The sequence below is a fragment of the Streptomyces sp. NPDC059010 genome, assembly GCF_042740355.1.
GTDB lineage: Bacteria > Actinomycetota > Actinomycetes > Streptomycetales > Streptomycetaceae > Streptomyces.
This window is the reverse complement of the sequence record NZ_JBHYJA010000008.1, coordinates 88983-113700: the sequence shown is the minus strand read 5'-3', so window position 1 is coordinate 113700 and position 24718 is coordinate 88983. Positions and strand designations below refer to the sequence as shown.

Genomic DNA, 24718 nt, shown 5'->3' with positions numbered 1-24718 from the left:
TCCTACGGAGAAGTCCTGCGGAGAAGGTCCTACGGGAGTGCTGGGACCGGCGGCTGTGGTTCACCGTCGCGTTCCAGCCACTCCCGGTACGCCGGTGCCTGCCGTGCCGCCTCCCAGTACGCCTCCTCCAGCGCGGGATAGACATCGTCCAGGTCCGTCTCCGTACGGGCCGTGAGGAGGAGGCGTACGCCGAGCGGGTCGCCGTGCAGGCGCCGTACCGCCATGGTGGGGCTGTCGGCGTGGGTCGGCTGGCAGACGGCGACGACCTCGCCGGTGGCGACCAAGGCGTCGGCCGTGTAGTAGTCGCCGTGCAGGACGTGCGGATTGACGCCGGCCGCGCGGAACATCCGCTGCACGGCGTCCCACTCCCCGTCGACCGTCGGGTCGACCATCCAGCGGTCCTCGGCCAGGTCGGGGAGGGTGACCTCCGACTTCGCGGCGGCCGGGTGGTCGGTCGGCAGCGACACGAACTGCGGTTCGCGCTCCATCAGCACGCGCAGGCGGAGTTCGGGCGGTATGCGCAGCGGGCTGCCCTCCACCTCGTGCACGAAGGCGACGTCCAGCTGGCCGTCGGCGACCATGCGGAGCAGGGCGTTCGGGGAGACGTTCATATGGAGGTTCGGGTCCTGGCCCTGGCCGCGCAGCCGGCGCAGCCAGCCGGCGAGGGCCTTGCTCGCCGTCGAGCCGACGCGCAGCTGTGCGCCGCCCGCCGCGGCCGCCCTCGCCTCGGCCACCAGGGCGCGCATATCGGCCACCAGCGGGCGGGCCCGGTTGAGGACCAGGCGGCCCAGCGGGGTGGGGCGGCAGCCGGATCTCGCGCGCAGGAACAGGGCGCCGCCGAGTTCCTGCTCGATCCGTCGCAGTTGTGTGCTCAACGATGGCTGGGCGACGCCCAGTTGGCGGGCGGCCCGGTGCAGACTGCCGGTGTCGGCTATGGCGCACAGTGCGCGGAGGTGTCTGACCTCAAGGTCCATCCCCCGGAGACTAAAGCGGAATCAAAGCTTTCACCAGCCTCACAAATCCCCATGGATCACAGCCAATTGGGCGCACGATAGGGCTGGGCTATCACCGGTTGCCATCATCACAGCGGCCTCATGGGCGCCGACACTCGCCTTGACGACTCACCCCCCACCTAGGAGTCATCAATGCGTACGTCCATGTCCATGTCCCTGTCCGCCCGTACGGCCATGGCGGTCGGTCTCAGTGTCGCCGGTCTCGGCCTCGGTACGGCCGTTCCGGCGACGGCGGCTCCGGCCCAGACCGCCCAGGCCGCCTACGTCGCCAAGTCCGCCGACTCCGACGCCAGTAAGGCCTTCTTCCAGGCCGTGCTGAAGTCGGTCGCCGAGAAGCGTGCCGCGAACCCGAGGGCCGCGGCCGTCACCGTCACCTACGACGCCTCCGCGGCGCCGACGTTCAGCGCCGAGATATCCCGCAGCACCGAGATATGGAACGGCTCGGTGTCCAACGTGAAGCTCCAGGAGGGCTCGAACGCCGACTTCACCTACCGCGAGGGCAATGACTCGCGCGGCTCGTACGCCTCGACCGACGGTCACGGCAAGGGCTACATCTTCCTCGACTACGCGCAGAACAAGGAGTACGACTCGACTCGCGTCACCGCACACGAGACGGGGCACGTGCTCGGTCTGCCGGACCACTACGAGGGGCCGTGCAGTGAGCTGATGTCGGGTGGCGGGCCCGGTACGTCCTGCACCAACTCGCAGCCGGACGCCAACGAGAAGGCCAAGGTCGATCAGCTGTGGGCCAACGGGCTCGCCGCCGCGATGGACAAGGCCCTGGAAAAGGCCGGGCGCTAGCAGCGCCGGTCGTCTGACCCACCCCCCACATGGCGCGGTCGCCCTCCTGCACGGGGCGGCCGCGCCGGTGTTTTTCCCGGGCCCCGGTCAGTGCGGGGACGTGATCGCGCGGGCCGCCGCCACCTCCTGGCGCAGGGGCTCAAGGACGCTGTCCGGTGGGCCCGTGAGGTCGGTGCGGACCTCGTACAGGGTTTCCGCCTCCCGTACGCCTTGGGCCAACTCCCGCAGCTGGCGGGCCACTTGGGTCACCTCGGCCGGGGCGGGCGGGCTCGCGCCGTAGCGGACGCGTACCCGGGCGGCGGTCGTCGCGTCCACGATGCGTTCCACCGCGACGACCAGGGGCCACCACGCCGCGGCCCGGCGGCCGGTCGGGGGCGGTTCGGTCAGGGCGCGCTGGAACTCGGTGCGGATGGTGGAGAGGTTGCGGTAGAGGCGGCGGCGCATCCGGGCGCGGGCCGGGGGGTCCGCGGGGTCCGGGCCGAACGCGGCCTCCACATAGCGGGCCGTGTCGTCGACGGCGTCGGCCAGGCGGTCGCCGACTCTCGTGTGCCAGCTCTCCGGCCACAGCAGATACCCGGCGAGGAGCGCGATCGCGCAGCCCAGCAGGGAGTCGACCAGGCGGGGCAGCAGAAGTGCGGTGCCCTCGCGGTTCAGGACGTCCGACAGGAGCAGGATCACCGGGGTGATGGCGGCCGTCTGGTAGCCGTACCCGCGCGGGGTGAGCGCCGGGATCAGCGGGGCGAGCAGCATCAGCGTCGGTACGTCCGCCCAGCCGCGCGGCACCTGGGCGAGCACCGCCGCCGCGATCACCAGCCCGGCGACCGTGCCGAGGGCGCGCAGCAGGGCGCGGGAGAAGACCGAGCCGAAGTCGGGCTTGAGGACGAAGGTGATGGTCAGGGTGATCCAGTAGGAACGGGGGACCGGGATGATCGACACCAGGATCTGGGCCAGGCCGATGCACAGGGCGAGGCGCAGGCCGTAGCGCCAGGAGCCGGCGGAGAGAGCGACGTTGCGGGCGGCGCGGGCGGTACGGATGCCGAGCGCGGCCGGCCGGCCCAGGCGGTCGTCGATGCCGCGCGGGTCGACGTCCGGGACGGTGACCACCTCGGCGGCGTGCCGCAGGGCGTGGTCGAGGGCGCGGCCCGTCTCGCTGGCGGGCGTGGGCAGCTTCAGCCCTATCGGGCCCGTGTAGCCGGTCTCCACGGCCGAGGCGAGGTGCCGTACGGCTTCCGGGAGCTCGGGCGGGAGCGGAGTGCCGGTGAGGTGCGCGGCGGGGGCGGCCTCCACCACCGGGGTGATGGCGTTCAACTGGGCCAGCAGCCGGGTCAGTTCGGGGCTGCGGCCGTGGTGGCGGGCACGGTGGGCGAGGACGGTGTCGTACGCCTGGTTCAGGGACTGGGTGACGGTGTGCCGGGCCTTGTCGTACGCCTGGGAGCCGCCGCCGACGGCCGTCAGCAGCTCGACGACCGTACGGTAGGTGTCCGCGACGGCCTTGCGTTCCGGCACGCCCGACCGCAGCGGCCAGGCGAGCAGGGCGAGGAGCAGGACGAGCAGGCCGCCGCCGGCCATCAGCAGCGGCGCCAGCCACCACTCGCCCGGCAACGGCAGCCCCGCCCCGATCGCGCAGGTCAGCAGCAGCAACAGCCCCGACACGGAGGCGACCGCGCCGATCGTCGAGATCATCCCGGAGACCAGCGCGACACCGGTGACGGCGACGACGGCGATCCAGCCGCGGCCGTACACCAGCGTGCCGAGGGTGACGCCGACGGCACCGAAGAGCTGGGGGATTGCGATGGTGGGGACGCGGACGCGATAGGCGGCGGCGGTGTCACTGAGGACGCCGTTGAGGGCGCCCATGGAGGCGAGCGCGCCGTATTCGGGGCGGCCGGCGGCGAGGCCGACGGCCAGGGGGAGGGCCAGTGCGATGGAGGCGCGGACCAGGGCCGGGCGGTTCACGGGGGCCGGCTGGGCCCGGAGGTTCCGCACCAGCCAGTCGGGAGGTGTGAGGCCGATGGGGAACTCGCGGGACATGCGCCCCATTATGAGCACCCTTGTTCGGCTCGTCGGTCACCTCATCCGGGCTGGTGGAGGGTGACGTCGGCGAGCAGGGCGCGGTGGTCGGTGCCGGGGAGGTCGAGGAAGCGGGTGGTGCGGGCGGCGAAGTGCGGTGAGAGGAGTACGTGGTCGATCTGCGCGCCGAAGGTGGGTGTGGTGCGGGCGGGCCAGCTGGGGGTGCGGTCGTGGCCGGTGAGGCGGGCGGCGTCGCGCAGGCCGGTGTCGAGGATGCGGCGGAAGGCGGCGTGGTCCTGGGAGGCGTTGAAGTCACCGGCGAGGACGAGCGGGGTGCCGTCGGTGCCGGTGTCCGCGGCGAAGTCCCGCAGCTCGCCGAGCTCCCGGCGCCAGAGGCCGGTGCGGCCGGGCAGCGGTGGCATGGGGTGCGCCAGCTGCAGCCGTACGGCGTGTCCGCGCACGTCGGCGACGGCGCCGGGCATGGCCATGGTGCCGGGGACGGGGTCGGCGGAGGTGAGCGGGAAGCGGCTGAGGACGACCGAGCCCTTCGAGCCGTCGGCGATCCGGGCCGCCCGGTGCGGATAGTCGGTGCTGAGGGCGTCGCGCAGGGTGGCGTCGCAGGTCTGCTCGCATTCCTGGACGAACACGATGTCCGGCTTCTCCCGGCGGACCGCGGCGACCAGTGCGTCGGTGGCGTGCCCGAACTCGACGTTCGAGGTCAGCACCCGCAGCGAGGCGACCGCGGTCCCGTCCGGATCGCCGATCTTCCCGTACGGCTCGATGTACCAGGCCAGCAGCCCGAGCAGTACGACAGCCCCCACGAGGCCGGTCCACCAGCGCGCGAACAGCGACAGCAGCAGCGCGACGCCCGTCGGCACCAGCAGCCAGGGCAGGAAGGCGAGGAGCTGCGGGACGGGGGTGAGCCCGTCGCCGTCGGCGACCCGGAACCCGACGGTCACCCCGACCCCGGCGAGCAACAGCCCGGCGAACCAGGCCCCGAGCAGCCGGCCACAGCCCCGTCGCTCACCGGTGTCGCCGGCGCTCGTCCACTCGGCAGCCGCAGTGTCCAAGGCCCGGCCTTCCGCTCATGGGTGGGATGCCCGAATCATCCCTCAAAGACGTGGGCCATGGGGCGAAGGTTGCGTGCCGGGCGGATCGGGATCGTGGCCGTGCCGAACATGACGGTGAGCGGTTCGTGGCCGGCGTACGGATCAGGCGTCGAACCCGGCGTCGATCCCGGCCAGGAACTCCCCCAGTGCCTCGTTGAACTCCCCCGGCCGTTCCAGGTTCGGCATATGGGCCGCTCCCTCGATCACCCGGAGGGCCGAGACCGGGAGCGCCGCGTGCATCGCCTCCGCATCGGAGACGGGGGTGTAGGCGTCGTCGGCGCCCACGACGACCAGGGCGGGGACCGTGACGCGGGTCAGCAGGACGCGGTAGTCGGGGCGTTCGGCGCGGCCGCGCAGGGCTGCCGCGGCGCCCTCGGGCGCGGTCGCCGTCATCATGCCGTGGACATGGGCCTTGACCTGGGCGTCCGCGTACGGCGCGACCATCTTCTCCAGCACCTCGTCGGCGTATCCGCGCATGCCCTCGCGCAGCAGCCGGTCCGCCATGGCGCCCCGGACCCGCTTGCCCTCGGCCGTCTCCGCCGCCGGGAAGGTGTCCGCGAGGACCAGTCCGCGGATGCGCTCGGGGAAGCGGTCGTAGCACTCCATGACGATCTGGCCGCCCATCGACAGGCCCGCCAGCACGAAGGTCTCCACCTTCAGGTCGTCCAGCAGGGCTTCGATGTCCGCGGCGAAGACGGAGAGCGGGGTGCTGCCCGGCACGACCGGGGAGGCGCCGTAGCCGCGCAGGTCGGGGGCGATGACGCGGCGGGCGGTGGAGAACGCCTCGATCTGCGGGGACCACATCGTGCGGTCGAAGGGATGGCCGTGGACGAGGACCAGGGGGACCGACGCATTATCGGTGCCTCTGTCCTCGTATGCGAGGAACGGGCTCATGTGGACGACCCTAGATCGCCCCAACTCCTCGGTGCAATAAGATCTTTGCCCTCGGTGCAATCCGGGGATTTCGATCAGCCTGTGCATGGGGGAGTTCGTGGACGACTACCGGCGCCTTGCCGACCGCATGGCCGACGACATCGCGGCCGGGCGGCTCAAGCCCGGTGAACGGCTGCCTCCGCAGCGGGTGTTCGCGCGGCGGCGCGGGATCGCCGGGTCGACGGCGGGGCGGGTGTACGCCGAGCTCGTACGGCGCGGGCTGGTCGTCGGCGAGGTCGGCCGGGGCACCTTCGTACGGGCCGCTCCGGCGGCGACCGGGCGGGCGCTCGTCGAGGCCGCGACCGCGGCGCCGGTCAACCTGGAGCTCAACTACCCTTGCGCGCCGGGCCAGTCGGAGCTGCTCGCCCCCGCCCTCGCCCCGCTGCTGCGCCCCGACGTCCTGACCGACGCCCTGCGCCCGGCCCCGGCCACGGGCACCGCGCCCGCCAGGGAGGCCGCGGCCACCCTCCTCGCCACCCCCGGCTGGCGCCCGGCACCCGACCAGGTCCTGTTCACCGGCAACGCCCGTCAGGCCATCGCCGCCACCCTCGCCTCCCTCGTCCGGCCCGGCGGCCGCCTCGGCGTCGAGCCGCTGACGTATCCCCTGGTCAAGGAGATCGCCGCCCGGCTCGGCATCGGCCTGGTCGCGCTGGCGGCGGACGAGGGCGGGGTGCGTCCGGACTCCGTCGCCGCCGTGCATCGCGGCACCCCGCTGTCCGCGCTCTACCTCCAGCCGACGCTGCACAATCCGACGTCCTTCACGACGGACGAGGAGCGAATACGTCAACTCGCCGCCGTCGTGAGCGAGTTGAACATCCCCGTCGTCGAGGACCGCATCTGGTCCTTTCTCGCCGACCCGTCGCCCGACCCTCCCCCAGCCTCCGGCCGGGGGTACCCCCATCTCGCTCCGCTCGCCGCCCATGCACCCGGCCTCACCCATGTCGTCGACGGCCTCTCCAAGCGGGTCGCCCCCGGGCTCACCGTCGGCTTCGTCGTCGTACCCGGGGAACGGGTCGAGGCGGTAGCGGCGGCCGTGCGGTCGGGTGGGTGGAGCGCGGGGCGGTTCGCGATGGAGGCGGCCGTGCGGTGGATCGGGGACGGCACGGTACGGCGGCTGGTCGCGGCGAAGCGGGCGGACGCCGGGCACCGGCAGCGCATCGTCGGCGAGGAACTGCGCGGATTCGCCGTACGGTCCGATCCGCGCGCCTGTTTCGCCTGGTGGGAGCTGCCCGCACCGTGGCGCGCGGACACCTTCACGGCCGCCGCGGCCGCGCACGGCATCGCCGTCACGCCCGGACCCGCCTTCGTGGTGGACCCCAGCCGCACCCCCGACGCCGTCAGACTCGGGCTCGCGTCGGCCCCGGAGCCGGATCTGCGGCGGGCGCTGCGGACGCTCGCCGACGTCGCGCGAGGAACTCCGTGAGCCGGCAGGCCAGGGCCACCGCGAGGCCGAGGGCGATCAGCAGCCAGGACACCGAGCGCAGGGTGTGCGTCAGGGCGTCGTAGACCGCGCCCCCGGCCGGGCGGTGGGCCGCCTCGGGCAGGTCGGCCAGCGTGAGCCGGCGGCCGATCGCCACCGCCAGCAGCAGGAACGCACCGCCCAGCGCCGTGCCCAGCGCGGTCGCCGTGACCGCGCGACGGCGGCAGGCGGCGACGGCGATACCGGTCGCGGCGAGCACGGCGGCCGACACCGGCAGCCAGAAACCGGCGACTTCCAGCACCTGGTACCCCTTCCTGAGCCGGTCCAGCTCCTGTGCCGGGAGCACCGGGACCGCGGTGTGCTCGACCGGGATGCGCTGCGCCAACGGGATGTTGTCGTCGGCGAGTTGGCGTTTGACCTGCGCGGTGACCGGGGCGAGGTCGACGGTGACCGTACGGTCGCGCCCGTCCTCAAGGGCCCTCAGCACGGCGTCGTGGACCGCCCTGTTGCCGGCCTCCCACGCCGTGTGGAAGGCCTCGGTCCGGGTGAACGAGCGCACCGCGTCGTAGACGAAGGGCCGCACCGCGCCCCGTTCGTCACGGGCGCCGAGTTCGTGGTCGAGCCGGGGCGCGACCTCGTGCACGATCCCGGCCCCGACGGTGTCCACCACCGCGCCCTGCACCGCCGGATCCGCGGCGAGCGGCGCCATCGCGGTCACATAGCGGCCGGTGTCCGCGAGCCCGTACGTCACCCAGGCCGCCAGCGCGCCGAACGGCACCAGCAGGCACGCCAGCGCGATGAGCGCTGCCGACAGGCCGTGCCGGGCGTTCCTGGTGTTCCGGGCGTTCCGCAGGCGGGTGGGCACCTTTTCAGGCAAGGGTCACCGGGCCGGGAGCGCCAGCGCTGTGCCTGCATACGGCGGCACGGTTCCGCCCTCCGGTGGAGCGTTCACCCGAACGGGTGTCTCATGGATCAGGGGAGCCAGGAGCCCCTGCGGTGCACGACCCCGTGGGTGGATGAAGGGGAACGGGTCGGCCCCGGCGCCGAGGTGGCCGGGGCCGATCCGTGGGTTCGTCGCACGCGTCCGTCACCCGGTGCGATGACCCTCGGCGTCCTCGTGCGTGTAGTAGCGGTAGAACAGCACGACGAAGCAGGCCGCGCCGACCGCCAGCCCCATCGCCGCGGACTTCAGGACGGTGTTGCCGCTCTGGCTGTACAGGAACCCGAAGCCGCCGCCGACGAAGGCCGCCCACAGGATCGCGTGCACCTCGCGGATGGAGCGTGAGGCGATCTCGCGTACGGCGACGTAGAGCACCATGAACGCGATCGCCGTGACGAAGCCGAAAAGCAGGTTCCAGCCGGTGATCTCGCCGCCTGAGCGCCGGTTCGCCGCGGCCCAGTAGCCGTAGATCAGACCGAGGACGACCGGTACGGCGACGCTCGCGATGCGGTGCGTCCGCTCACTGAAGACGTCGGGCAGAGGGCCCGACGCGGGTGCCGCATGAGCCATGAGAGCACTCCTCTCTCCTCGCCCCCGCCAACAAGGGCACACCTGAGGGGGCTGCCTGGCAAGTCGGCGGTCACGGGTACCCGGATGCGGCGCACTGAACGTCGTGCTTGTCTGAGGCGCATGAGGGCCGTCAGCGACGGTGGGGCCAGCCCGGTGGGCGGCGCACGCCCGCCGCAGCTGCTGCGGGTGCGCGGCCGCAGTGTCACCTGGCTGCCGCCGCTGCTGCTGCTCGTCGGCATCGTGCTGGTCGACTTCCGCACCAGCAGCGACTTCCGGATCCTGTCCTGGATCGTGCTGGTGCCCGGTATCGCCGCCGCGATCTGCGGGGTGTGGGGGACGGCCGTGTACGCGGTGCTCGCCCCCGCCACCTATATCGCCGCGGACGCCGTCCTGCCGCACGAGTACCAGGCCGGCCTGCCCGACCTCGTCCTCGCCGGCATCGGCGGTGTCCTCGCCACACTGGCCTGTGTGGTCCGGGTGCGCGGCGAGCAGCGCATGCTGCACATGCAGGACGTCGCCGAGACGATCCGCCGTACCGTGCTGCGCCCGCTGCCACCGGGCTGGGGCGGCCTGGACCACGCGGCCGTGTATCTCTCCGCCGACAGCGAGGCCAGGGTCGGCGGCGACTTCTACGACATCCAGACCGGCCTGCACGGCACCCGCGTCATCCTCGGCGACGTCCAGGGCAAGGGGCTCGGCGCGGTGGAGGCGGCGGCCGCGCTGCTCGGCACGTTCCGTGAGGCCGCGTATCACGAGGCGGACCTGACGGCGGTCGCGCTGCGGCTTGAGGTGCGGATGCAGCGGCACATCCGGATGCGGACGGCGCTGGGCAGGGAGGAGGGCGACCGGTTCGCCACCGCCGTACTGCTCGGCTTCCCCGAGGAGCGGCCGGGCACGATGGACGCCGTCGTCCTCGGCCACGACGCCCCGCTGGTCGTCGGGCCCGACGGCGTACGGCCCCTGCCGCCCGAACACGGCCTGCCCCTCGGCTACGGCGAACTCGTCCCCGCCGACGGACCGCCACCGGTGCTCCGGGTGCCGCTCGCCCCCGGCGAGACGCTGCTGCTGACCACGGACGGCGTGACCGAGGCCCGGGACGACGACGGCACCTTCTACCCGCTCACCACCGACGTCGACGCGGCCGTCACCGCCGACCCCGCCATCGCCCGCCCCGCCCGCCTGGTCGCCTTCGTCCGAGAACGGACACTGCGGCACTGCGGCGGGCATCTCGCGGACGACACGACGGTGTTCGCGGTACGGAGGAGGGTGGGTGTGGGGACGGAGGTGGGCGAACGGGAGTGGGGGGACTGAGGACGTGAGGGCATGAGATGGGGGGACTGAGGACGTGGGGGACCGAGGTGAGGAACTGGCGTGGGGAATGAGGTGGGGAATGGGGGCGGAATCGGGCGTGAACAGTCCTGAGATCCCGCTTTGCAGCCGCAGCGGTTACGGTGCTGCCGTACGTGATCGACGGGGGATGGGGAGGGACCGATGCCCGGAACCGTGCTGCTGCTGGCCGCCGCGCCGGCGGGCAAGGGCTGTCTGGTGGACGCCGCCTCCGTGCTCCCCGTCCTCGCCGCGGTGCCGCCCACGGTGCTGTCCGGCACGGACACGGCGAACGTCGTGGAGCTCGCCGACCCCCTGGAACCGCAGGCCGTCCTCACCCGCCTGCGCGCCGCCGCGGCCGCCCCCGCCCCGCTCACGGTCTTCGTCACGGGCCAGCTCCACCTGGACCGCCGCCAGCATCTGCCGCACCTGGCGCTGGCCCGGACCACCGCGTCGACGGTCCGCTACACGGGCTTCCCCTGGCACTGGTTCCGCGAGGAACTCCGCCTGCGCGCACCGGGCTCGACCACGCTCTTCCTCGACCTGCACGCCGACACCGAGACCTGGGCGTGGCTGCGCACCAACCCCCTCGACTCGGGCCGCAACAGCGCGGTCTACGGCCGTATCGCCCCGTCGCCGAGCCGCCGTACGGTGGCGGGCCCGGCGTACATGAAGGCGGTGGCGACCCTGCTGCGCAGCGGCCACCGCCCGCCCCTGGACCAGCTCCACCAACAGGCACTGTCCCGGATCTCCCCCGACGGCGGCGTAGGCACCGACATCATCCTGACGGCCCAGGGCCCCACCCAGATGCCCCCACCGAGCCCCGCCACCGCCCAGACCCCGCCGCAACTCCGCCCGCACAACGCGGTCCAGGTGCCGGGGGCGGTCGCCGGGCCACTTGGGGAGCAGGCCGGGGGGCCGCACGCTGGGCAGGTCGGGGGGCAGGTCGGGGGGCCGCTCACTGGGCAGGTCGGGGAGCCGTTCGCTGGGCAGGCGCCGGGGTCGGTGGCCGGGCCGGTCGGGGGGCAGTTCGGGGGCCCGGTCGCGGGGCAGCCTCCCGCGCAGGTCTCGCCACAGTTGCCGCCGGAGGTTCCCGGGCCGATGGGGGCGCCGGGCGCGGTGCGGCCTTCGCCGGAGCTGCCGCCGGAGGCCTCGGCGCCGCTCCCGGCCCAGGTTCCCGCGCCGATTCGGACCCAGACGGCCGAGCCGCCTCGGGCGCAGGACCCCGCACCGATTCGGGCACAGGCTCCCGCACCGATCCCGGTACAGGACCCCGCGTCGATCCCGGTACAGGACCCCACGCTGGTCCTGGCGAAGCTGTCTCCGCAGAGTCCCGCACCGGCTGCGGCGCACCACACCGTACGAAGCCCTGCGCCGAGCTCTGCACTGAATCCGGAGCCGGGTCCCGCGTCGAGCTCCGCGCCGAACCGTGCGTCGAGCACCGAGCCAGGTCCCGCGCTGACCCCCGAGCCGAGCCTTGCGTCGAGCCCCATGCCAAGCCCTGCGTCGAGCCCCGCGTCGACCCCTGGGCCAGGCCCCGCACCGAGCCCGGAGCCGGGTCCCGCGCCGCGCCCCGCGCAGGTGCTTCCGCCGATGCCGGCGCACAGTCCCGCACCGGCACCCGCCCATACCCCCGCCCCCGCCCCGGATCGCCTCCCAGTCCCAAGCCCGGCGCCCGCCGATCCGCATGCTCATATTGCCGCTGCCGTCGAGTCGGGGCGGCACAGTGAGGCGGAGGTGTTGGCTGCTCATCATGAGCAGGCGGCGTTGCGGACGCATGGGCCTGCCTCCGAGGAGGCGTTGCACTGGATCGAGGTGCGGGCGGATCTGGCGATGCTGGCGGGGGATCCGGTGCGGAGTTGCCGGACGTGGCTGACGGTCGCCTCGGCGCGGCTGTCCGCGGGGCAGGCGTCGGACGCGCCCGCGGTGGAGGCGGCGGTGGACCGGGCCCACCACCAGTGGGGGCAGATCCACGACACCGCCCCCGCCCGTGAACTCGGCGCCCTGCTCGCGGAACTGCGGGGCCGGGTGCCCGGACGGCGGCGGGGCGCTCTGGAGAACGTCCTGCGGCAGCTGAGGCAGTTGCAGGTCAGCGGGTGAAGGTGAAGTACTTCCAGCCGCCGTACGTCGTCGCGTTGACGTTGTCGCCCGACGTCGTGTCGATGTAGGACGAGCGGATCCGGAAGCGGACGCCCGTGGGCGGGTTGTCGTCCAGCAGGACGGAGTCCTTGCCGTAGCGGTCCAGGGCGAAGTACTCCGTGGCCGTCGTGTGCCAGGCACCGCTGTAGAACTGCTGGATCTGGAACTGGTACTTGCGGCCCGGGTACATCGTCATCGACGTGTTGTAGACCGGGTCCTTGGACTGGTGGAAGTAGGCGTACGTCGCGTTCCAGGCGGTGGCCGTCTTGTAGGCGCCGCTCAGCGACGAGGAGACGCTCACCTTGGTGTAGACGGTGTTGGTCGTCGTCCGCGCCGCGTACCGCGTGTCACCCGTGAACTTCGCGCTGACCTTGGTGTCGCGGGTGAGACGGATGGAGGCCAGCAGGTTGCCGCCCGCGTCGACCGTGCCCTTCTTCACCAGGGCGTTGGGCTTGTCGGAGCCGTAAGGGTCGGCCCAGATCTCCACCGTGCGGTTGCTGTACGTGGCGCCGAGGTGCGCGGTGAAGGTGACGGTGCTGCCGTAGCCGTACACCTTGAGGTTGTTGTCCAGCGTCAGCGTGGCCGCGCTCTTGGCGACGGTCACCGCGCTCGTGGAGGTGGCGCCCGCGTGGTCCGCGTCGCCGGCGTAGGAGACGGTGTACGTCACCTTGCCGCCGGCCGGCGGGGTGTCCGGGAAGGAGTACGAGCCGTCGGCCGCGACGGCCGCCTCGCCGAGGGCCCTGCCGCTCGGGGACTCGTCGTCGGTGCGGGTGACCTGGACCTTGGTGCCCGCCGGGAACGCGGCCGACGAGGTCAGCGTGCCGGTGACGGTGAGGGACGTGCCGCGGGTGCCCGTGGCGGGGGCGCTCGACGTGAGGGTGGTGGCCACCTTCGTCGGGTCGTCGTAGACGTGCAGCGCGTAGGCGTCGCCGCCGGTGCGGGACACCGCGAACAGCTTGCTGGCGTCCGGCGCCCAGGCGAGCCCGCGCGCGGTGAGCTGGTCCGTGCCGAGGTTGTACTCCTTCAGCGGGAGCGAGGTGCCCGGCTTGAAGACGTGGACGTCCGGCTCGTCCGTCGAGCTGGTGCCCGCGGCGACGTCGCCGTTCGGCGCGATGTCGACGGCGTTCGGGTACGGGTTGGTGACGTACTTGCCGTCCTTGGACAGGTCCGAGAGCTTGTAGACCGCCTGGTAGTACGGGGCGCCGCTGGCCGTGACGACGTCCTTGCCGTCGGGCGTGACGGCCATGTCCATGAGGTTGCCGCCGCCCGTGGAACCCGGGTCGAAGGCGTACGCCGTCCGGCTCGGCGTGCCCGAGGAGACGTCGTACACCGCGAGGACGACCGGGCTCTGGTCGGCGGCGCCCGCGACCAGCGTGCCGGGTGCGCCGGCCGAGGCGTCCAGGATCGGGGCGGAGTACCAGGCGTTCGCGGGTGCCTGGTTCAGGGTGACGACCGGGTCGGTGCCGCTGAGGTCCAGCGAACCGATGTTGCCCTGGGTGGCGCCGCCGTAGCCGAACCAGATCCTGCCGCCGGTCGCGGCGAGGTACTGCGGGTCGGCCGTGCCCGTGGACCAGCGGTGGGCCTCGGTCGCGGTCGCCGTGTCGATGGCCACGATCGCGTCGGCGTCGCCCACGGCCGCGTACACGGTGCCCGAGTCGGCCGACAGCTCCAGGCCGCGGACGCCGGGCAGCGAGCCGACGGTGCCGACGACCGAGCCGGCGTAGTCGGTGACGACGACCTGACCGGCGGTCGGGTCACTGATGAAGACCCGCTGGTGGGCCCCGTCGACGACGATGTCGCCGGTCGACTTCAGGGACAGGGGCGTGCTGGAGTCGGCGGTTGCCGACCCGGTGCCGGCCGCGACCAGGGCGACCGAGCTGAAGAGGACCGCGAGTGCCGTCGCGGCCGGGAGAGTGCGTCTGCGCACGGTTTTCGAACCCCCCGGAACGAAAAAGAAACGAAGAAGTGAGTGTGAGTGAATGAGGGCGGCGGCCCGCGCGGCCCTTGCCTGTTCCTCGTAGAGCGATCGAAGGCTAGATCATGGCGCCGACAGCCGGGTTAAGCGGTCTGTAAGAGGCCGGTGTGAACAAGCCGGTGTGAACAGGGGAAGCCCCCGGCGGGACAGGGGGGAGTGTCCCCGCCGGGGGCGGTTCGGTGTCGGCGGTGCGTCAGAACGCGGGGATCTGGCTCTTGGCCGCCGAGTTGGCCTCACGGGCCTTGTTGATGTTGCTCTGGAGGTTGCCGGTCAGCGGGAAGTTGGCCTTGCCCCACTTGGAGTTCCACAGGGCGTTGCGCGGTGCGTCGTCCATCTGCGGCACGTCGACCAGGGCCGGGTGGTCCCACCTGCCCATGGCCTCCGGCTGCTCGCCCCACTTGGCGAAGCGGAAGGCATGGGTGCTCGCACCGTCCTTGTGGTAGACGATCTGGACGTGGTTGCCGTTCATCGGCACCTCGTTGACCGGGTGGGTGCTGTAGCCGCCGTGGCGGGACGCGGCCAGGAAGCTGGGCTTCTCCTTGCCCTGCTGCTGGAAGACCACGACGGACTCCCAGTCGTGGCGGTGGCCGAAGGCGTCGGCGCCGTTGAGCGTCTGGTCCTTCTCGAAGTAGAGCGCGTAGACGTAGGCGCACCAGCCGTTCTTGCACCAGGCCTGCGAGTACGTGTTGGCCGTGTTGGGGTGTCGGCAGGCGCCGGTGATCGACCCGCTGTTCTTGAGGCCTCCGTTGAGCCGTCCGCTCGCGTCGACGGCCGCCGCGGGGAAGCAGCTGTTCGAGTCGTAGTCGAAGTCCGGCATGTACTTGAGCTGGAAGGTGCCGGCCTTCTGCTGCAGCGGGGTCAGGACGGCCGCGCCGGCGCTCCCCGTCAGGCTGACGGTCAGGGCGGCGGCGCTGCCGAGGACGAGGGCCGCCTTGGTGAGGCGGGACGTCCTGCGGGACTTGGCGGTCTGCGACATACGGGTTCTCCAGGGATTCGGTCTGCCGGACGTCCGGCGTGCTCCGTGCCGGGAATCCGGCGATCGGGACCGAGCCTGGGGAACGCGGAGTTGATCGGCAGCCCCTCTCATCAGGGCAATCAATTTCCTGTGGGTGTCCGGTGCGGTGTTGTCCGCGGCGTTCGTGGTGTGTGCCCTTCGCTTCGGACACCGTTCACCTCGTGTTCTCCGGGGTGGCGCCGGTGGCCGTAGGTGTCATCAACCGCACACCTTGAGTCGGTTCACGGGGGAGCGCGGCGAACCGTAGGTTGAACCCGTCTCGGCCTGATGTCCGGACATATGCATCGCCGTACGGAAGTGGGTGACCTGTGGGCCGTCCCGAAAGACCGCTGGACCCCGATGCGGGACCCGTGCAGCGCCTCGCCTGCGGGCTGCGCGAGCTCCGTAAGGCGGCCGGCAGCCCCTCGTACCGCGCCATGGCCGAGACGGCCGGTTTCTCCGCGACGACGCTCTCGCAGGCCGCGGCCGGCGAACGGCTGCCGTCGCTCGCCGTGGTGCGGGGGTACGCGCGTGCGTGCGCTGCCGATCCCGGGGAGTGGGAGACGCGCTGGAAGGAGGCCCAGGACGAGGTCATGGGCCGCGCCCGCGAGGACTGCGAGGACACGGCGCCGCCCTACCGGGGCCTGGCCCGGTTCGAGCCGGGCGACCGGGCGCTGTTCTTCGGCCGGGACCGCATGGTGGAGGAGCTGAACCAGCTGGTGTGCGACCACCGGCTCGCCGTGCTGTTCGGGGCGTCCGGCAGCGGCAAGTCCTCGCTGCTGCGGGCCGGGCTGATCCCCCGGCTGCGCGAGGAGATCGCCCGGCGGGAGCGCCCGGCGGTGCTGCGCGTGCTCACCCCGGGGGCACGCCCCGCCGAGCAGTACGGACATCTGCTGGCCCCCGCCGAGGACGAGCCGGAGAGCTGGGTCGTGGTGGACCAGTTCGAGGAGGTCTTCACCCTGTGCCGGGACCGGGCGGAGCGGGCCCGGTTCATCGACCTGCTGCTGGCCTCCCGAGACCCGTCCCGCCGACTGCGGGTGCTGGTCTCCGTCCGGGCCGACTTCTACGCCCGCTGCTCCGAGCACCGGGGACTCGCGGACGCCCTGCGCGGCGCCGGCCTGCTGGTCGGCCCCATGACGGCGGACGAACTGCGCGAGGCGGTGACCAAACCGGCGCAGACGGCCGGCCTCCTCGTCGAGCGGGAGCTGACCGCCCGGCTGGTGGAGGAGGTCCTGGACGAGCCCGGCGGGCTGCCGATGCTCTCCCACGCCCTGCTGGAGACCTGGCGGCGGCGCCATGGCCGGATGCTGACGCTGGCCGCCTACCAGGCGGCGGGCGGAGTGCGCGGCGCGATCGCGGCCAGCGCCGAGGAGGTGTACGGCAAGCTGGCGGCGGCCCAGGCGGACGCTGCCCGGCTGCTGTTGCTGCGGATGGTCGAACCGGGCCAAGGCACCCCCGACACCCGGCGCCCGCTGACCCGGGCCGAGCTGGACGAGTGGGCCGACCCGGACGTGGCCGTGGTGGTGGAGCGGCTGGCCCGGGCCCGGCTGCTGACGGCGGACGAGGAGGGCGTCCACCTCGCCCACGAGGCGCTGATCACCTGCTGGCCCCGGTTGCACGGCTGGATCGAGGAGGACCGCGAGCGGCTGCGCCACCACCGGCGGCTGACCGAGGCGGCCCGCACCTGGCTGGAGCACGACCGCGATCCCGGCGCCCTGTACCGGGGCACCCGGCTGACCCGGGCGGAGGAACTGTTCGCGGACGACGACGGCATCCTCACCGGACCCGAGCGTGACTTCCTGACGGCGGCCGTGGCGGCCCGCGAGGCGGAACACCGGCTCGCCGCGAGCACCGCCCGCCGCTCCCGGTTCCTGCTCGCCGGTCTGTCCGCCGTACTGGCGGTGGCCCTGGTGGTCTCCCTGGCCGCCTGGACCCAGCACCGCGACAACGAGCGGCAGCACACCGAGGACGCGGCCCGCCGGATCGCCGAGGTCTCCGACGCCCTGCGCACCACCGACCCGCGCACCGCCCAGCTGCTCGGCGTCGCCGCCTGGCGGGTGGCCCGGCTGCCGGAGACCCGGCGGGCGCTGCTCGGGGCGCTGGGCCAGCCGGAGCTGGACACCTTCCAGGACCCGGCGCCCGGGGACGGCCCGGCGCGCTTCCTGACGGACTCCGGCCGCACCCTGCTCAGCGTGGCGGGCCGCACCTGGCGCACCTGGGACGTGACCCGGCACCGCCGCCTCGACTCGGGCCGGCTCCCGGAGGCCGGGCAGGTGACGGGGGCGAGCCCGGACGGCCGGCTGCTCGCGGTCCACGGCGACGACGGCGTCCGGCTCTGGGACACCAAGGCCGGCCGCTGGACCGGCGCCGCGCTGCCCGAGTCGGCGCTCGTGGACTTCGCCGGGCCCACCTACGTCGTCAGCGACATCGACGACCCGAAGGTCCGGGTGCGCTCGGCCACGGACGGCCGAGCGCTGCTCGGCACGGAGGCCGCGGGCCCGACCCTGGTGGCCCCCGACACGAACGGCCGACTGGTCGCGGTCTGCTCCCTCACGGGCCCTCCGCAGGTGCGCGACCTGCACACGGGGCGCACCGTCCCCGGCCGCTGGGAGCGCGTCGGCGACGTCTGCGGTGAGGAACGGGCGCTGCTGACGCTCGGCGGTGGACAGCGTCTCGCCGCGGTGACCGGCGGCAAGGTGCGCGTCTGGGACGTCCGCTCGGGCGAGCAGCTGGCCGACCTCCCGGACCCCGGAGTGCGGTACGCCTCCTTCAGCGCGGACGGCAGGTTCCTCGCGACCGCCGACGGCGAGGAGGTCAGGGTCTGGCGGATCGGCGTCGACGCCCCGGTGTTCCGGCACTCCCTGAACAGCCAGCACCTCTACGGCGGCCTCGCCTGGGACCCGGGGCGCCCGGTCCTGCGCTACCTGGAGGGCGGTACCGTCCACTCGCTGGACGTCTCACGCTCCCTCACGCCCGCCTGGCGGGCCGACCCGATGGACAAGGTGCTGCTCAGCCCCGACGGCCGTACCTTCACCACCGCGCGCCGCACCGGCGAACGCTACGTCTTCGAGCTGCGCTCCACCCGCGACGGCCGTCTGCTGCACACACTGCCGTCCCCGCCGCTCCCCACCTCCCCCGACCCGTCCCGCCCGGTGACCCCCGGGTACACGACCCCCCTGCTCGCCTACGACCCCGACGGCAAGGCCGTCGCATACGGCGTCTCGGCACCCGGGTACGAGACGTCCGCGCAGCGCGTCACGCTCTGGGACGTCCGCAAGGGCGCCGTCCGCACGACCCTGGACCTGGCGCCGCGGACAGCGGCCGGCGCGGTGATCACCATCGCCCTGGGCCCGAAGGCCCGCACGCTCCACGCCACCCGCACGCCCGCCACCGGCGGTCTGTCGAACGAGGTCTGGGACGTGCCGGACCACCACGTGACGTCCGCCCTCCCCGCCCTCTCCAGCAGCCACCTCGCCGTCCGCCCCGACGGCGGCCTCCTGGCCGGCGACAACCGGACGGCGGCCCTGCCCGGCGGCAAGGTCACCGGCCGGGACCTGGTGCAGGGCGACCAGATCGGGGCGATCGCCTTCTCCCCGGACGGTTCGCGCCTGGTGGCCGGAGACCAGACGGGCCGGGTGGCCCTGTGGGACGGCAAGGTCCGCGACCGGCTCGGCGTCCTGCGCAACGTGTTCCCCGCACCGGCCCGCGGCGACTCCGCCGACGACCCCCTCGACGACAGCTCCGAAGCGGTCAGCGCCCTCGCCGTCAGCCCCGACGGACGCACGCTGGCGGTGGGCGGCGAGGCGGGCACGCTGCAGCTCTGGGACATCGACACCCGCCAGCCGCTCGGCGGCCCGCTGACGACGCCCGGCGAGGCGATCGACACGGTGGCGTTCAGCGCCGACAGCGCCACGGTGTACGCGGGGAGCGCGCACGTTCCGCTCCAGCAGTACACGATCACGCCGTCGAAGGCGGTGGCGTGGGTGTGCGAGCGGGCGGCGCGGGCGCCGGGGGCCGACCTGACGAGGGCGCAGTGGCGGACGTACCTGCCGGATGTGCCGTACCGGAGGGTGTGCGGGAATTGATCGCCGCGTATTGCTACGTATTGCTCTGGGCGGATTGATTCACCTGATGGCAGGGCTGGCCGAACAATTCCCGCCCCGCCGACGATCGTCCCGTCGCTGCACATCCGACGGGAGACCCCCCATGAAACTCCTCAAGTCCAACCGCGGCCGCTTCGGTGCGCTAGCCCTCGCCCTCGCCCTCGCCCTGATCCCCCTCTCGACGGGCACGGCGAGCGCCAACACCACCCCCGGCTGGGGCGACGACAAGCCGGACGTGATCTGGGACTGCAACAACGGCAAGGCCGACTCCTGCCAGTACCACGAGACGAATGCGTGGACCTCGCTGGGCAAGCGGCGTCAGGTCGGCAACCCGGTCAACAACTGCGCGGGCAGCACGCCGCTGGGCTTCGACCTCACGTTCCGGACCGACCGCTCCACCGAGTACTCGTTCCAGCAGGAGACGAAGGTGGAGGTCTCGGCCGGCTTCTCGGACGTCCTCACAGGCGGCATGTCCGCCAGCTCCACGCAGACCGAGACCTGGAAGGCGGGCACGGTCACCAGCGCCGGCACCACCCTCAAGGGCACCATCCCGGCCCACGAGGCCGGCGGCTACTGGTTCGCCCCGTACGAGCGCCACTCCCAGGGCTGGGTGGAGGTCCACTACGGCAAGCGCAAGAACGGCCACTACTTCTGGTACTACCCGGGCCAGGGCTCGACGGGCGTCCAGATCAACACGCCGGTGAAGCTGTCGGACGGCTCGATGAAGGGGCAGTGGTACTGGGCGACGTGGAAGTGCTGACCCCGGCCCCTCGGCGAGCGGAAACGTAACAGCACACTCGTTCGGGTGATCGGCTCCGGATTCCTTGTGCGAGCTCCGCGTCTACTCTGGGAGCGTCGCGTCGAGCGAAGGAGGACTGTCATGGCGACGGCGGAGCCGATCATCATGCCGGGGTATCAGGGCGAGGCCATTAATGGTCCGTACGACGACCCTGACGGCGACAGTGACGCGGACAGTGGCGTGTCCGACAACTGGGATTCGAGCGTAGAGACAGCCTTCGAGCGCCTTAGTGCGGCAGCCCCCCGGGGCTGGCGCGTGGAGCTGATCGAAGGAGAGATCTACGTGACGCCACCGGCCAACGGGGAGCACGAGGAGATTCTGGCGGAGGTCAATCACCAGGTCGGCCGGAAGGCGTCTGATGATTCCCTGCGCAACTACGGCGGCATCGGCCTGAACGTCCCCGGCTCGTCCGACACTGGTCACGTCGAGCCGGACCTGGTGATCGCCCCGAAGGGCAGTTTCGACGACCAGGAGGAGTGGCACGACCCGTCCGGTGTCCTCCTCGTCGCCGAGGTCACCTCCAAGAGCACCGCCGACCGCGACCGCCACATGAAGATCCGCGGCTACGCCCGCGCCGGCATCCCCGTCTACCTGCTGATCGACCGCGATGAAGCGGAGGTCACCGTCTACTCCGAGCCGTCCGGCGACGAATACACCCAGAACCCCAAGTACAAGCTCGGCCTCGCCGTCCCGCTCCCCTCCCCGCTCGGTTTCGAGCTGGACACCGCCGAGTTCTGAGGCCGCCCCGCCTCCCGGCCCGGAAGACCCGCCGCCCGGGCCGGTCCCGCGTTCGCCGCCAGAATCAGGGTCGCCACGGCGATCACCGCGGCCGCGAAGCTTCGGGTGTAGCGCTCTGTGGTGCTGGTGCGTTGCTGCACGGCGACCTCGCAACAGCCATGGGTTAACCACGCTTAATCCTCGGTTTAACCTAGGGGCTGTCGGACTCGAACGGCAAGGGGACCAGGGAGAGTTGGGCGAGGTGGGGGACGCGAGGACGGTGGGGGAGATGAGCGATGTCGGACCGTGACGACCCCGGGACCATCGGGCGGAGAGTGCAGCGGTTGCGGGCCGACCGCGGGCTGACGCAGAGACAGCTGGCGGAGCCGGCGTACACCCCCGCGTACATCTCCACCCTGGAGGCAGGCCGTGTCCGCGCCTCCGACGACGCGCTGCGGCACATCGCCGAGCGGCTCGGCATCGCCTTCGAGGAGCTGCTCACCGGACGCCCCGCGCACCTCGTCACGGACCTGCGGCTGCGGCTGACCGGCGCCCAGCGCGCCCTCGCCACCGGCGACACCGAGGCGGCGGCCGAGCAGTACGCCGCGCTGCTCGCGGAGGCCGAGTCGGACGGGTTCGCCGAGGAACAGGCCGTCGCGCTGCTCGGGCTCGGCGAGTGCGCCGTCGAGGTCGGCGAACTCACCACCGCCCGGGGCCACTTCGAGCGGGCCGAGCAGGTTCTCGCCGAGGCCGACGCCCCGCTGCCCGCCCGTGTCCCCGCCCTGCGCGGGCGCGCCGTCTCGCACTACCTCGCCGGTGAACTCCGTTACGCCGTCTACCTGTTGGAGTCCACTCTCGACGAGCTCAACCGTGGCGGACTGCACGACCCCGACGCCCTGCTGCTGCTCTACGCCAGCGTCATCGGCCCCTACATGGACATGGGCGCCCACGCCCGCGCCGCCCAGGCCGCCGAGTACGCCCTCGCCCTCGCCCCCAAGGCAGCCGACCCGGCCCTGGTCGCCCGGATGCACCGCTCCGTCGCCCGCACCCTCCTCGCCGAGGGGCGGGTCGCCGAGGCCGACGCCTCCCTCGCCAAGGCCGCCGAGCTGTACCGGCAGCTCCAGATCCGTACCGAACTCGCCAACTGCCACTGGATGCGCGGCTACGTCTACGCCCAGCACGGCGACCTGGAGCGCGCCGAGGCCGAACTGCGCGAGGCCCAGACCATGCTCACCGCCCGGCGCGCCGCCCTCTACACCAGCCAGGTCGCCGTCGAACTCGCCGACGTACTGCACCGGCGCGGCAAGTCCGACGAGGCCGCCGCCCTGCTCCACGAGGTGCTCAGCGACCCGAGAGCCTGCGGACAGGCTCTCGGCCCCGAACGCGGCGCCCTGCACGCGGCCGCCGCCCACCGCCTCCTCGGCATCATCGCCGAGGACGCCCACGACACCGAGAGCGCCGAGGAGCACTACGTCCGCGCCCTCAGCCTGCTGGAACGCGCGGGCGCGGCCGGCGACCTGGCCGACCTGTGCCGACTGCTGGGCGACCTGCTCCGCCGCACCGGCCGGGTGGAGGCGGCCCTGGACGCCTACCGAACGGGCCTCGGCCACCGCACGGCCCCCGGCACCACGACCCTGGGCCCGGCCCCCGCACAGCCCCCACTCTGAGGCCCCCAAGGCTCCCCACAGGCCCCAACCGACCAGCCTGCGCCCCACCCACCCCCACCCCCATCTTCGCCCCGCAACCCGGCACCCGTCCCCCTCACAGCCCCCACCGTGAGGCCCCGAAGGCTCCCCACAGGCCCCAACCGACCAGCCTGCGCCCCACCCACTTCCGCCCCCACCTCCGCCCCGCACCCCGGCACCCGCCCCCCTCACAGCCCTCTCCTTGAAGATCCCAAGGCCCCCAACAGCTCCCACCGGCTAGCCTGCGCAGGCGTATTCGAACGGGTTCGGACAGGTGGGGACAGGCGCGTGGAGAATCGGCGAACCGTCGTCGACGGGCTGCGTGTCGTCGTACGCGCGCTCGTGTACGCCGTGCTCGGCGGCACCGCGCTCATCGCCATCGCCACGGTCGTCTCGGTCCTCGGCCCCGTGCTCGCGCTCGACCTCTACACCCCGCCCGTCGCCGCCTGGTGGACCGTCTTCACGGCCATCGCGGTGCAGGGCGTGCCCTTCCTGCTGCTCGGCACGGTCGTCTCGGCGGCGATCGGCGCCTTCGTACCGGAGCGGGTGTTCAGCCGGCTGCTGCCGCGCAACCAGGCCCTCGCCGTGCCCGTCGCGGGAGCCGCCGGTGTCGTTCTGCCGGGCTGCGAGTGCGCGTCCGTGCCGGTGGCCGGGAGCCTGATGCGACGCGGGGTCGCCCCGGCCGCCGCCCTCGCCTTCCTCCTCTCCGCACCCGCCGTCAATCCGGTCGTCCTGGTCGCCACGTCCGTCGCCTTTCCCGGGCAGCCGGAGATGGTCCTGGGGCGGCTCGCCGCCTCGCTCGGCACGGCCGTGGTGATGGGCTGGCTCTGGGCCCGGTTCGGCCGCGAGAAGTGGCTACGGCTCCCCGAACGGCACACCGACCCCACCGCCACCGGTCTGCGCGCCTTCACCGCCGGGCTGCAGCACGACTTCCTGCACGCCGGCGGCTTCCTCGTGCTCGGCGCGGCGGCCGCGGCGACCTTCAGCATCGCCGTGCCCCGCTCCGTACTCGACCTCTTCACCGGCTCCCCCTGGCTGTCGGTCCTGCTGCTCGCCCTCCTGGCCGTCGTCCTGTGCGTGTGCAGCGAGGCGGACGCGTTCGTCGCCGCCTCACTGAGCGGGTTCTCACCGACCGCACGGCTGGCCTTCATGGTCGTCGGGCCGATGGTGGACCTGAAGCTGATCGCCCTCCAGGCGGGCACCTTCGGACGGTCCTTCGCCCTGCGGTTCTCGTCCGTGACCTGGGTGGTGGCCGTGGCGAGCAGCGCGCTCGTGGGGTGGTGGCTGCTGTGAGGCGCCACGGACCGGCGGTGCTGCTGCTCCTGACGGGCGCGGCGATTCTGCGGATCTCGCTCTTCAGCGAGCTGTATCTGCGGTACGTGCAGGCGGGACTACGGCCGTACCTGGTCGTGTCCGGGCTTCTGCTGGTGCTGCTGGCGGTGGCCGCGGTGCTCGTCGGGCGATCGGAACAGGAACCGCACGCCGAGCAGGGCCAGCACACTGAGCACGGCGAACACGCCGGCCGCGACCAGCAACGCGAGCACGGCGAGCACGGCGAGCACAGCGACGATTCCCACGCCCACGATCAGCACGGCGGCCACCATAGCCCCCGCGTCGCCTGGCTCCTCACCCTCCCCGCCCTCGCCCTCCTGCTCTTCCCTCCCCCCGCCCTCGGCTCCTACAGCGCCGAACGCGAGGCGGCTCAGCGTGCGGCGCAAGGGGTCGGTACCTTTCCCGCGCTGCCCGCCGGGAACCCGGTGCCGCTGTCCCTGGGGGAATTCAGCTCGCGGGCGATCTACGACAAGGGACGTTCGCTGGCGGGCCGCACCGTGCGGCTGACCGGGTTCGTCACGCGCGACGCCGACGGCACCTGGTACGTCACCCGTCTCCTCGTCGCCTGCTGCGCCGCCGACGCCACCACCAGCAAGGTGGAGATCCGGGGCGCGGACGCGCCGCCCGCCGACACCTGGGTCACCGTCACCGGCACCTGGCATCCCAAGGGCGCGCTCGGTACGGACGGGGCCTGGCCGCCCGTCCTGGACGCGGGGTCGGTGCGGCGGGTCGCACAGCCGGCGAACCCGTACGAGAAGCGTTAAGAGGCTGTGACGGCGGCCGCCGACGGGGTTTCGCGGGGCGGGCCAGGGGTAGTCGGGCGTCGTCCGGGGGGAGCGGTGGAAGGGCCCC

General features: G+C 72.9%; 18 protein-coding genes. 10 read left to right on the top strand and 8 right to left on the bottom strand.

What is annotated here, in order from left to right; genetic code table 11:
* Positions 1 to 29: 29 nt before the first annotated feature.
* Entirely contained in the window at positions 30 to 974 is a 945-nt protein-coding gene (locus tag ACFWYS_RS10545) for a LysR family transcriptional regulator (protein ID WP_384765684.1), read from the bottom strand.
* A gap of 183 nt (positions 975 to 1157) precedes the next feature.
* On the opposite strand from ACFWYS_RS10545, the gene snpA reads away from it, so the two are divergent.
* Positions 1158 to 1814, top strand: a complete 657-nt coding sequence (gene snpA / locus ACFWYS_RS10540) for a snapalysin (protein WP_384765866.1) — start codon at positions 1158 to 1160, stop codon at positions 1812 to 1814.
* A gap of 87 nt (positions 1815 to 1901) precedes the next feature.
* Here the strand turns inward: snpA and ACFWYS_RS10535 are convergent, their stop codons facing one another.
* The 3 genes from ACFWYS_RS10535 to ACFWYS_RS10525 form a co-directional block, all read right to left on the bottom strand.
* On the bottom strand, positions 1902 to 3845 hold the full coding sequence (locus ACFWYS_RS10535; protein WP_384765682.1) for an FUSC family protein: 1944 nt from the start codon (positions 3843 to 3845) through the stop codon (positions 1902 to 1904).
* A 41-nt stretch (positions 3846 to 3886) separates the two neighbouring features.
* The gene (locus ACFWYS_RS10530) at positions 3887 to 4894 is read right to left on the bottom strand and encodes an endonuclease/exonuclease/phosphatase family protein (RefSeq protein ID WP_384765681.1); all 1008 of its coding nucleotides are present in this window, start codon (positions 4892 to 4894) and stop codon (positions 3887 to 3889) included.
* Between the two features lie 141 nt (positions 4895 to 5035).
* Positions 5036 to 5827 carry an alpha/beta fold hydrolase gene (locus ACFWYS_RS10525; protein WP_384765679.1) on the bottom strand — a complete coding sequence of 264 codons (792 nt, stop codon included), beginning with the start codon at positions 5825 to 5827 and terminating at the stop codon, positions 5036 to 5038.
* 97 nt (positions 5828 to 5924) lie between these two features.
* On the opposite strand from ACFWYS_RS10525, the gene ACFWYS_RS10520 reads away from it, so the two are divergent.
* Positions 5925 to 7289: a PLP-dependent aminotransferase family protein gene (locus ACFWYS_RS10520; RefSeq protein WP_384765864.1), complete on the top strand. Its 1365-nt coding sequence runs from the start codon at positions 5925 to 5927 to the stop codon at positions 7287 to 7289.
* Here the strand turns inward: ACFWYS_RS10520 and ACFWYS_RS10515 are convergent.
* Both ACFWYS_RS10515 and ACFWYS_RS10510 read right to left on the bottom strand, forming a co-directional pair.
* Entirely contained in the window at positions 7204 to 8151 is a 948-nt protein-coding gene (locus ACFWYS_RS10515; RefSeq protein ID WP_384765678.1) for a hypothetical protein, read from the bottom strand. The genes ACFWYS_RS10520 and ACFWYS_RS10515 overlap by 86 nt on opposite strands.
* A gap of 222 nt (positions 8152 to 8373) precedes the next feature.
* Positions 8374 to 8796: a hypothetical protein gene (locus tag ACFWYS_RS10510; protein WP_384765676.1), complete on the bottom strand. Its 423-nt coding sequence runs from the start codon at positions 8794 to 8796 to the stop codon at positions 8374 to 8376.
* A gap of 120 nt (positions 8797 to 8916) precedes the next feature.
* Here ACFWYS_RS10510 and ACFWYS_RS10505 point away from each other — a divergent pair, with 120 nt between their 5' ends.
* Both ACFWYS_RS10505 and ACFWYS_RS10500 read left to right on the top strand, forming a co-directional pair.
* A complete protein-coding gene (locus tag ACFWYS_RS10505) occupies positions 8917 to 10107 on the top strand; it encodes a PP2C family protein-serine/threonine phosphatase (RefSeq protein ID WP_384765675.1) in 1191 nt (396 codons plus the stop codon).
* A 180-nt stretch (positions 10108 to 10287) separates the two neighbouring features.
* Complete coding sequence (locus ACFWYS_RS10500; RefSeq protein WP_384765673.1) at positions 10288 to 12222, top strand: hypothetical protein; 1935 nt, start codon at positions 10288 to 10290, stop codon at positions 12220 to 12222.
* On the opposite strand, the gene ACFWYS_RS10495 is transcribed toward ACFWYS_RS10500, so the two are convergent.
* Both ACFWYS_RS10495 and ACFWYS_RS10490 read right to left on the bottom strand, forming a co-directional pair.
* Positions 12212 to 14188: an Ig-like domain repeat protein gene (locus ACFWYS_RS10495; RefSeq protein WP_384765671.1), complete on the bottom strand. Its 1977-nt coding sequence runs from the start codon at positions 14186 to 14188 to the stop codon at positions 12212 to 12214. The genes ACFWYS_RS10500 and ACFWYS_RS10495 overlap by 11 nt on opposite strands.
* A gap of 241 nt (positions 14189 to 14429) precedes the next feature.
* On the bottom strand, positions 14430 to 15212 hold the full coding sequence (locus ACFWYS_RS10490; RefSeq protein ID WP_384765669.1) for an NPP1 family protein: 783 nt from the start codon (positions 15210 to 15212) through the stop codon (positions 14430 to 14432).
* A gap of 347 nt (positions 15213 to 15559) precedes the next feature.
* On the opposite strand from ACFWYS_RS10490, the gene ACFWYS_RS10485 reads away from it, so the two are divergent.
* From ACFWYS_RS10485 to ACFWYS_RS10460, 6 genes are all read left to right on the top strand, one after another.
* On the top strand, positions 15560 to 19315 hold the full coding sequence (locus ACFWYS_RS10485; RefSeq protein WP_384765668.1) for a hypothetical protein: 3756 nt from the start codon (positions 15560 to 15562) through the stop codon (positions 19313 to 19315).
* A gap of 121 nt (positions 19316 to 19436) precedes the next feature.
* On the top strand, positions 19437 to 20093 hold the full coding sequence (locus ACFWYS_RS10480; protein WP_384765666.1) for a hypothetical protein: 657 nt from the start codon (positions 19437 to 19439) through the stop codon (positions 20091 to 20093).
* Between the two features lie 120 nt (positions 20094 to 20213).
* Positions 20214 to 20870 carry a Uma2 family endonuclease gene (locus tag ACFWYS_RS10475; RefSeq protein ID WP_384765665.1) on the top strand — a complete coding sequence of 219 codons (657 nt, stop codon included), beginning with the start codon at positions 20214 to 20216 and terminating at the stop codon, positions 20868 to 20870.
* 275 nt (positions 20871 to 21145) lie between these two features.
* Positions 21146 to 22516 (top strand): helix-turn-helix domain-containing protein, encoded by a 1371-nt coding sequence (locus ACFWYS_RS10470; protein ID WP_384765663.1) that lies wholly within the window; start codon positions 21146 to 21148, stop codon positions 22514 to 22516.
* 306 nt (positions 22517 to 22822) lie between these two features.
* Positions 22823 to 23827 carry a permease gene (locus ACFWYS_RS10465; protein WP_384765661.1) on the top strand — a complete coding sequence of 335 codons (1005 nt, stop codon included), beginning with the start codon at positions 22823 to 22825 and terminating at the stop codon, positions 23825 to 23827.
* Positions 23824 to 24630: a TIGR03943 family putative permease subunit gene (locus ACFWYS_RS10460; RefSeq protein WP_384765659.1), complete on the top strand. Its 807-nt coding sequence runs from the start codon at positions 23824 to 23826 to the stop codon at positions 24628 to 24630. Before ACFWYS_RS10465 ends, ACFWYS_RS10460 begins: the two co-directional genes overlap by 4 nt.
* Positions 24631 to 24718 lie beyond the last annotated feature (88 nt).

Bases quoted from the DNA above. Each gene is read 5' to 3' on its own strand.
- ACFWYS_RS10545 (WP_384765684.1), bottom strand. From the start codon at position 974: ATGGACCTTGAGGTCAGACACCTCCGCGCACTGTGCGCCATAGCCGAC.
- snpA (WP_384765866.1), top strand. From the start codon at position 1,158: ATGTCCATGTCCCTGTCCGCCCGTACGGCCATGGCGGTCGGTCTCAGT.
- ACFWYS_RS10535 (WP_384765682.1), bottom strand. From the start codon at position 3,845: ATGTCCCGCGAGTTCCCCATCGGCCTCACACCTCCCGACTGGCTGGTG.
- ACFWYS_RS10525 (WP_384765679.1), bottom strand. From the start codon at position 5,827: ATGAGCCCGTTCCTCGCATACGAGGACAGAGGCACCGATAATGCGTCG.
- ACFWYS_RS10510 (WP_384765676.1), bottom strand. From the start codon at position 8,796: ATGGCTCATGCGGCACCCGCGTCGGGCCCTCTGCCCGACGTCTTCAGT.
- ACFWYS_RS10505 (WP_384765675.1), top strand. From the start codon at position 8,917: ATGAGGGCCGTCAGCGACGGTGGGGCCAGCCCGGTGGGCGGCGCACGC.
- ACFWYS_RS10500 (WP_384765673.1), top strand. From the start codon at position 10,288: ATGCCCGGAACCGTGCTGCTGCTGGCCGCCGCGCCGGCGGGCAAGGGC.
- ACFWYS_RS10490 (WP_384765669.1), bottom strand. From the start codon at position 15,212: ATGTCGCAGACCGCCAAGTCCCGCAGGACGTCCCGCCTCACCAAGGCG.
- ACFWYS_RS10480 (WP_384765666.1), top strand. From the start codon at position 19,437: ATGAAACTCCTCAAGTCCAACCGCGGCCGCTTCGGTGCGCTAGCCCTC.
- ACFWYS_RS10475 (WP_384765665.1), top strand. From the start codon at position 20,214: ATGGCGACGGCGGAGCCGATCATCATGCCGGGGTATCAGGGCGAGGCC.
- ACFWYS_RS10470 (WP_384765663.1), top strand. From the start codon at position 21,146: ATGTCGGACCGTGACGACCCCGGGACCATCGGGCGGAGAGTGCAGCGG.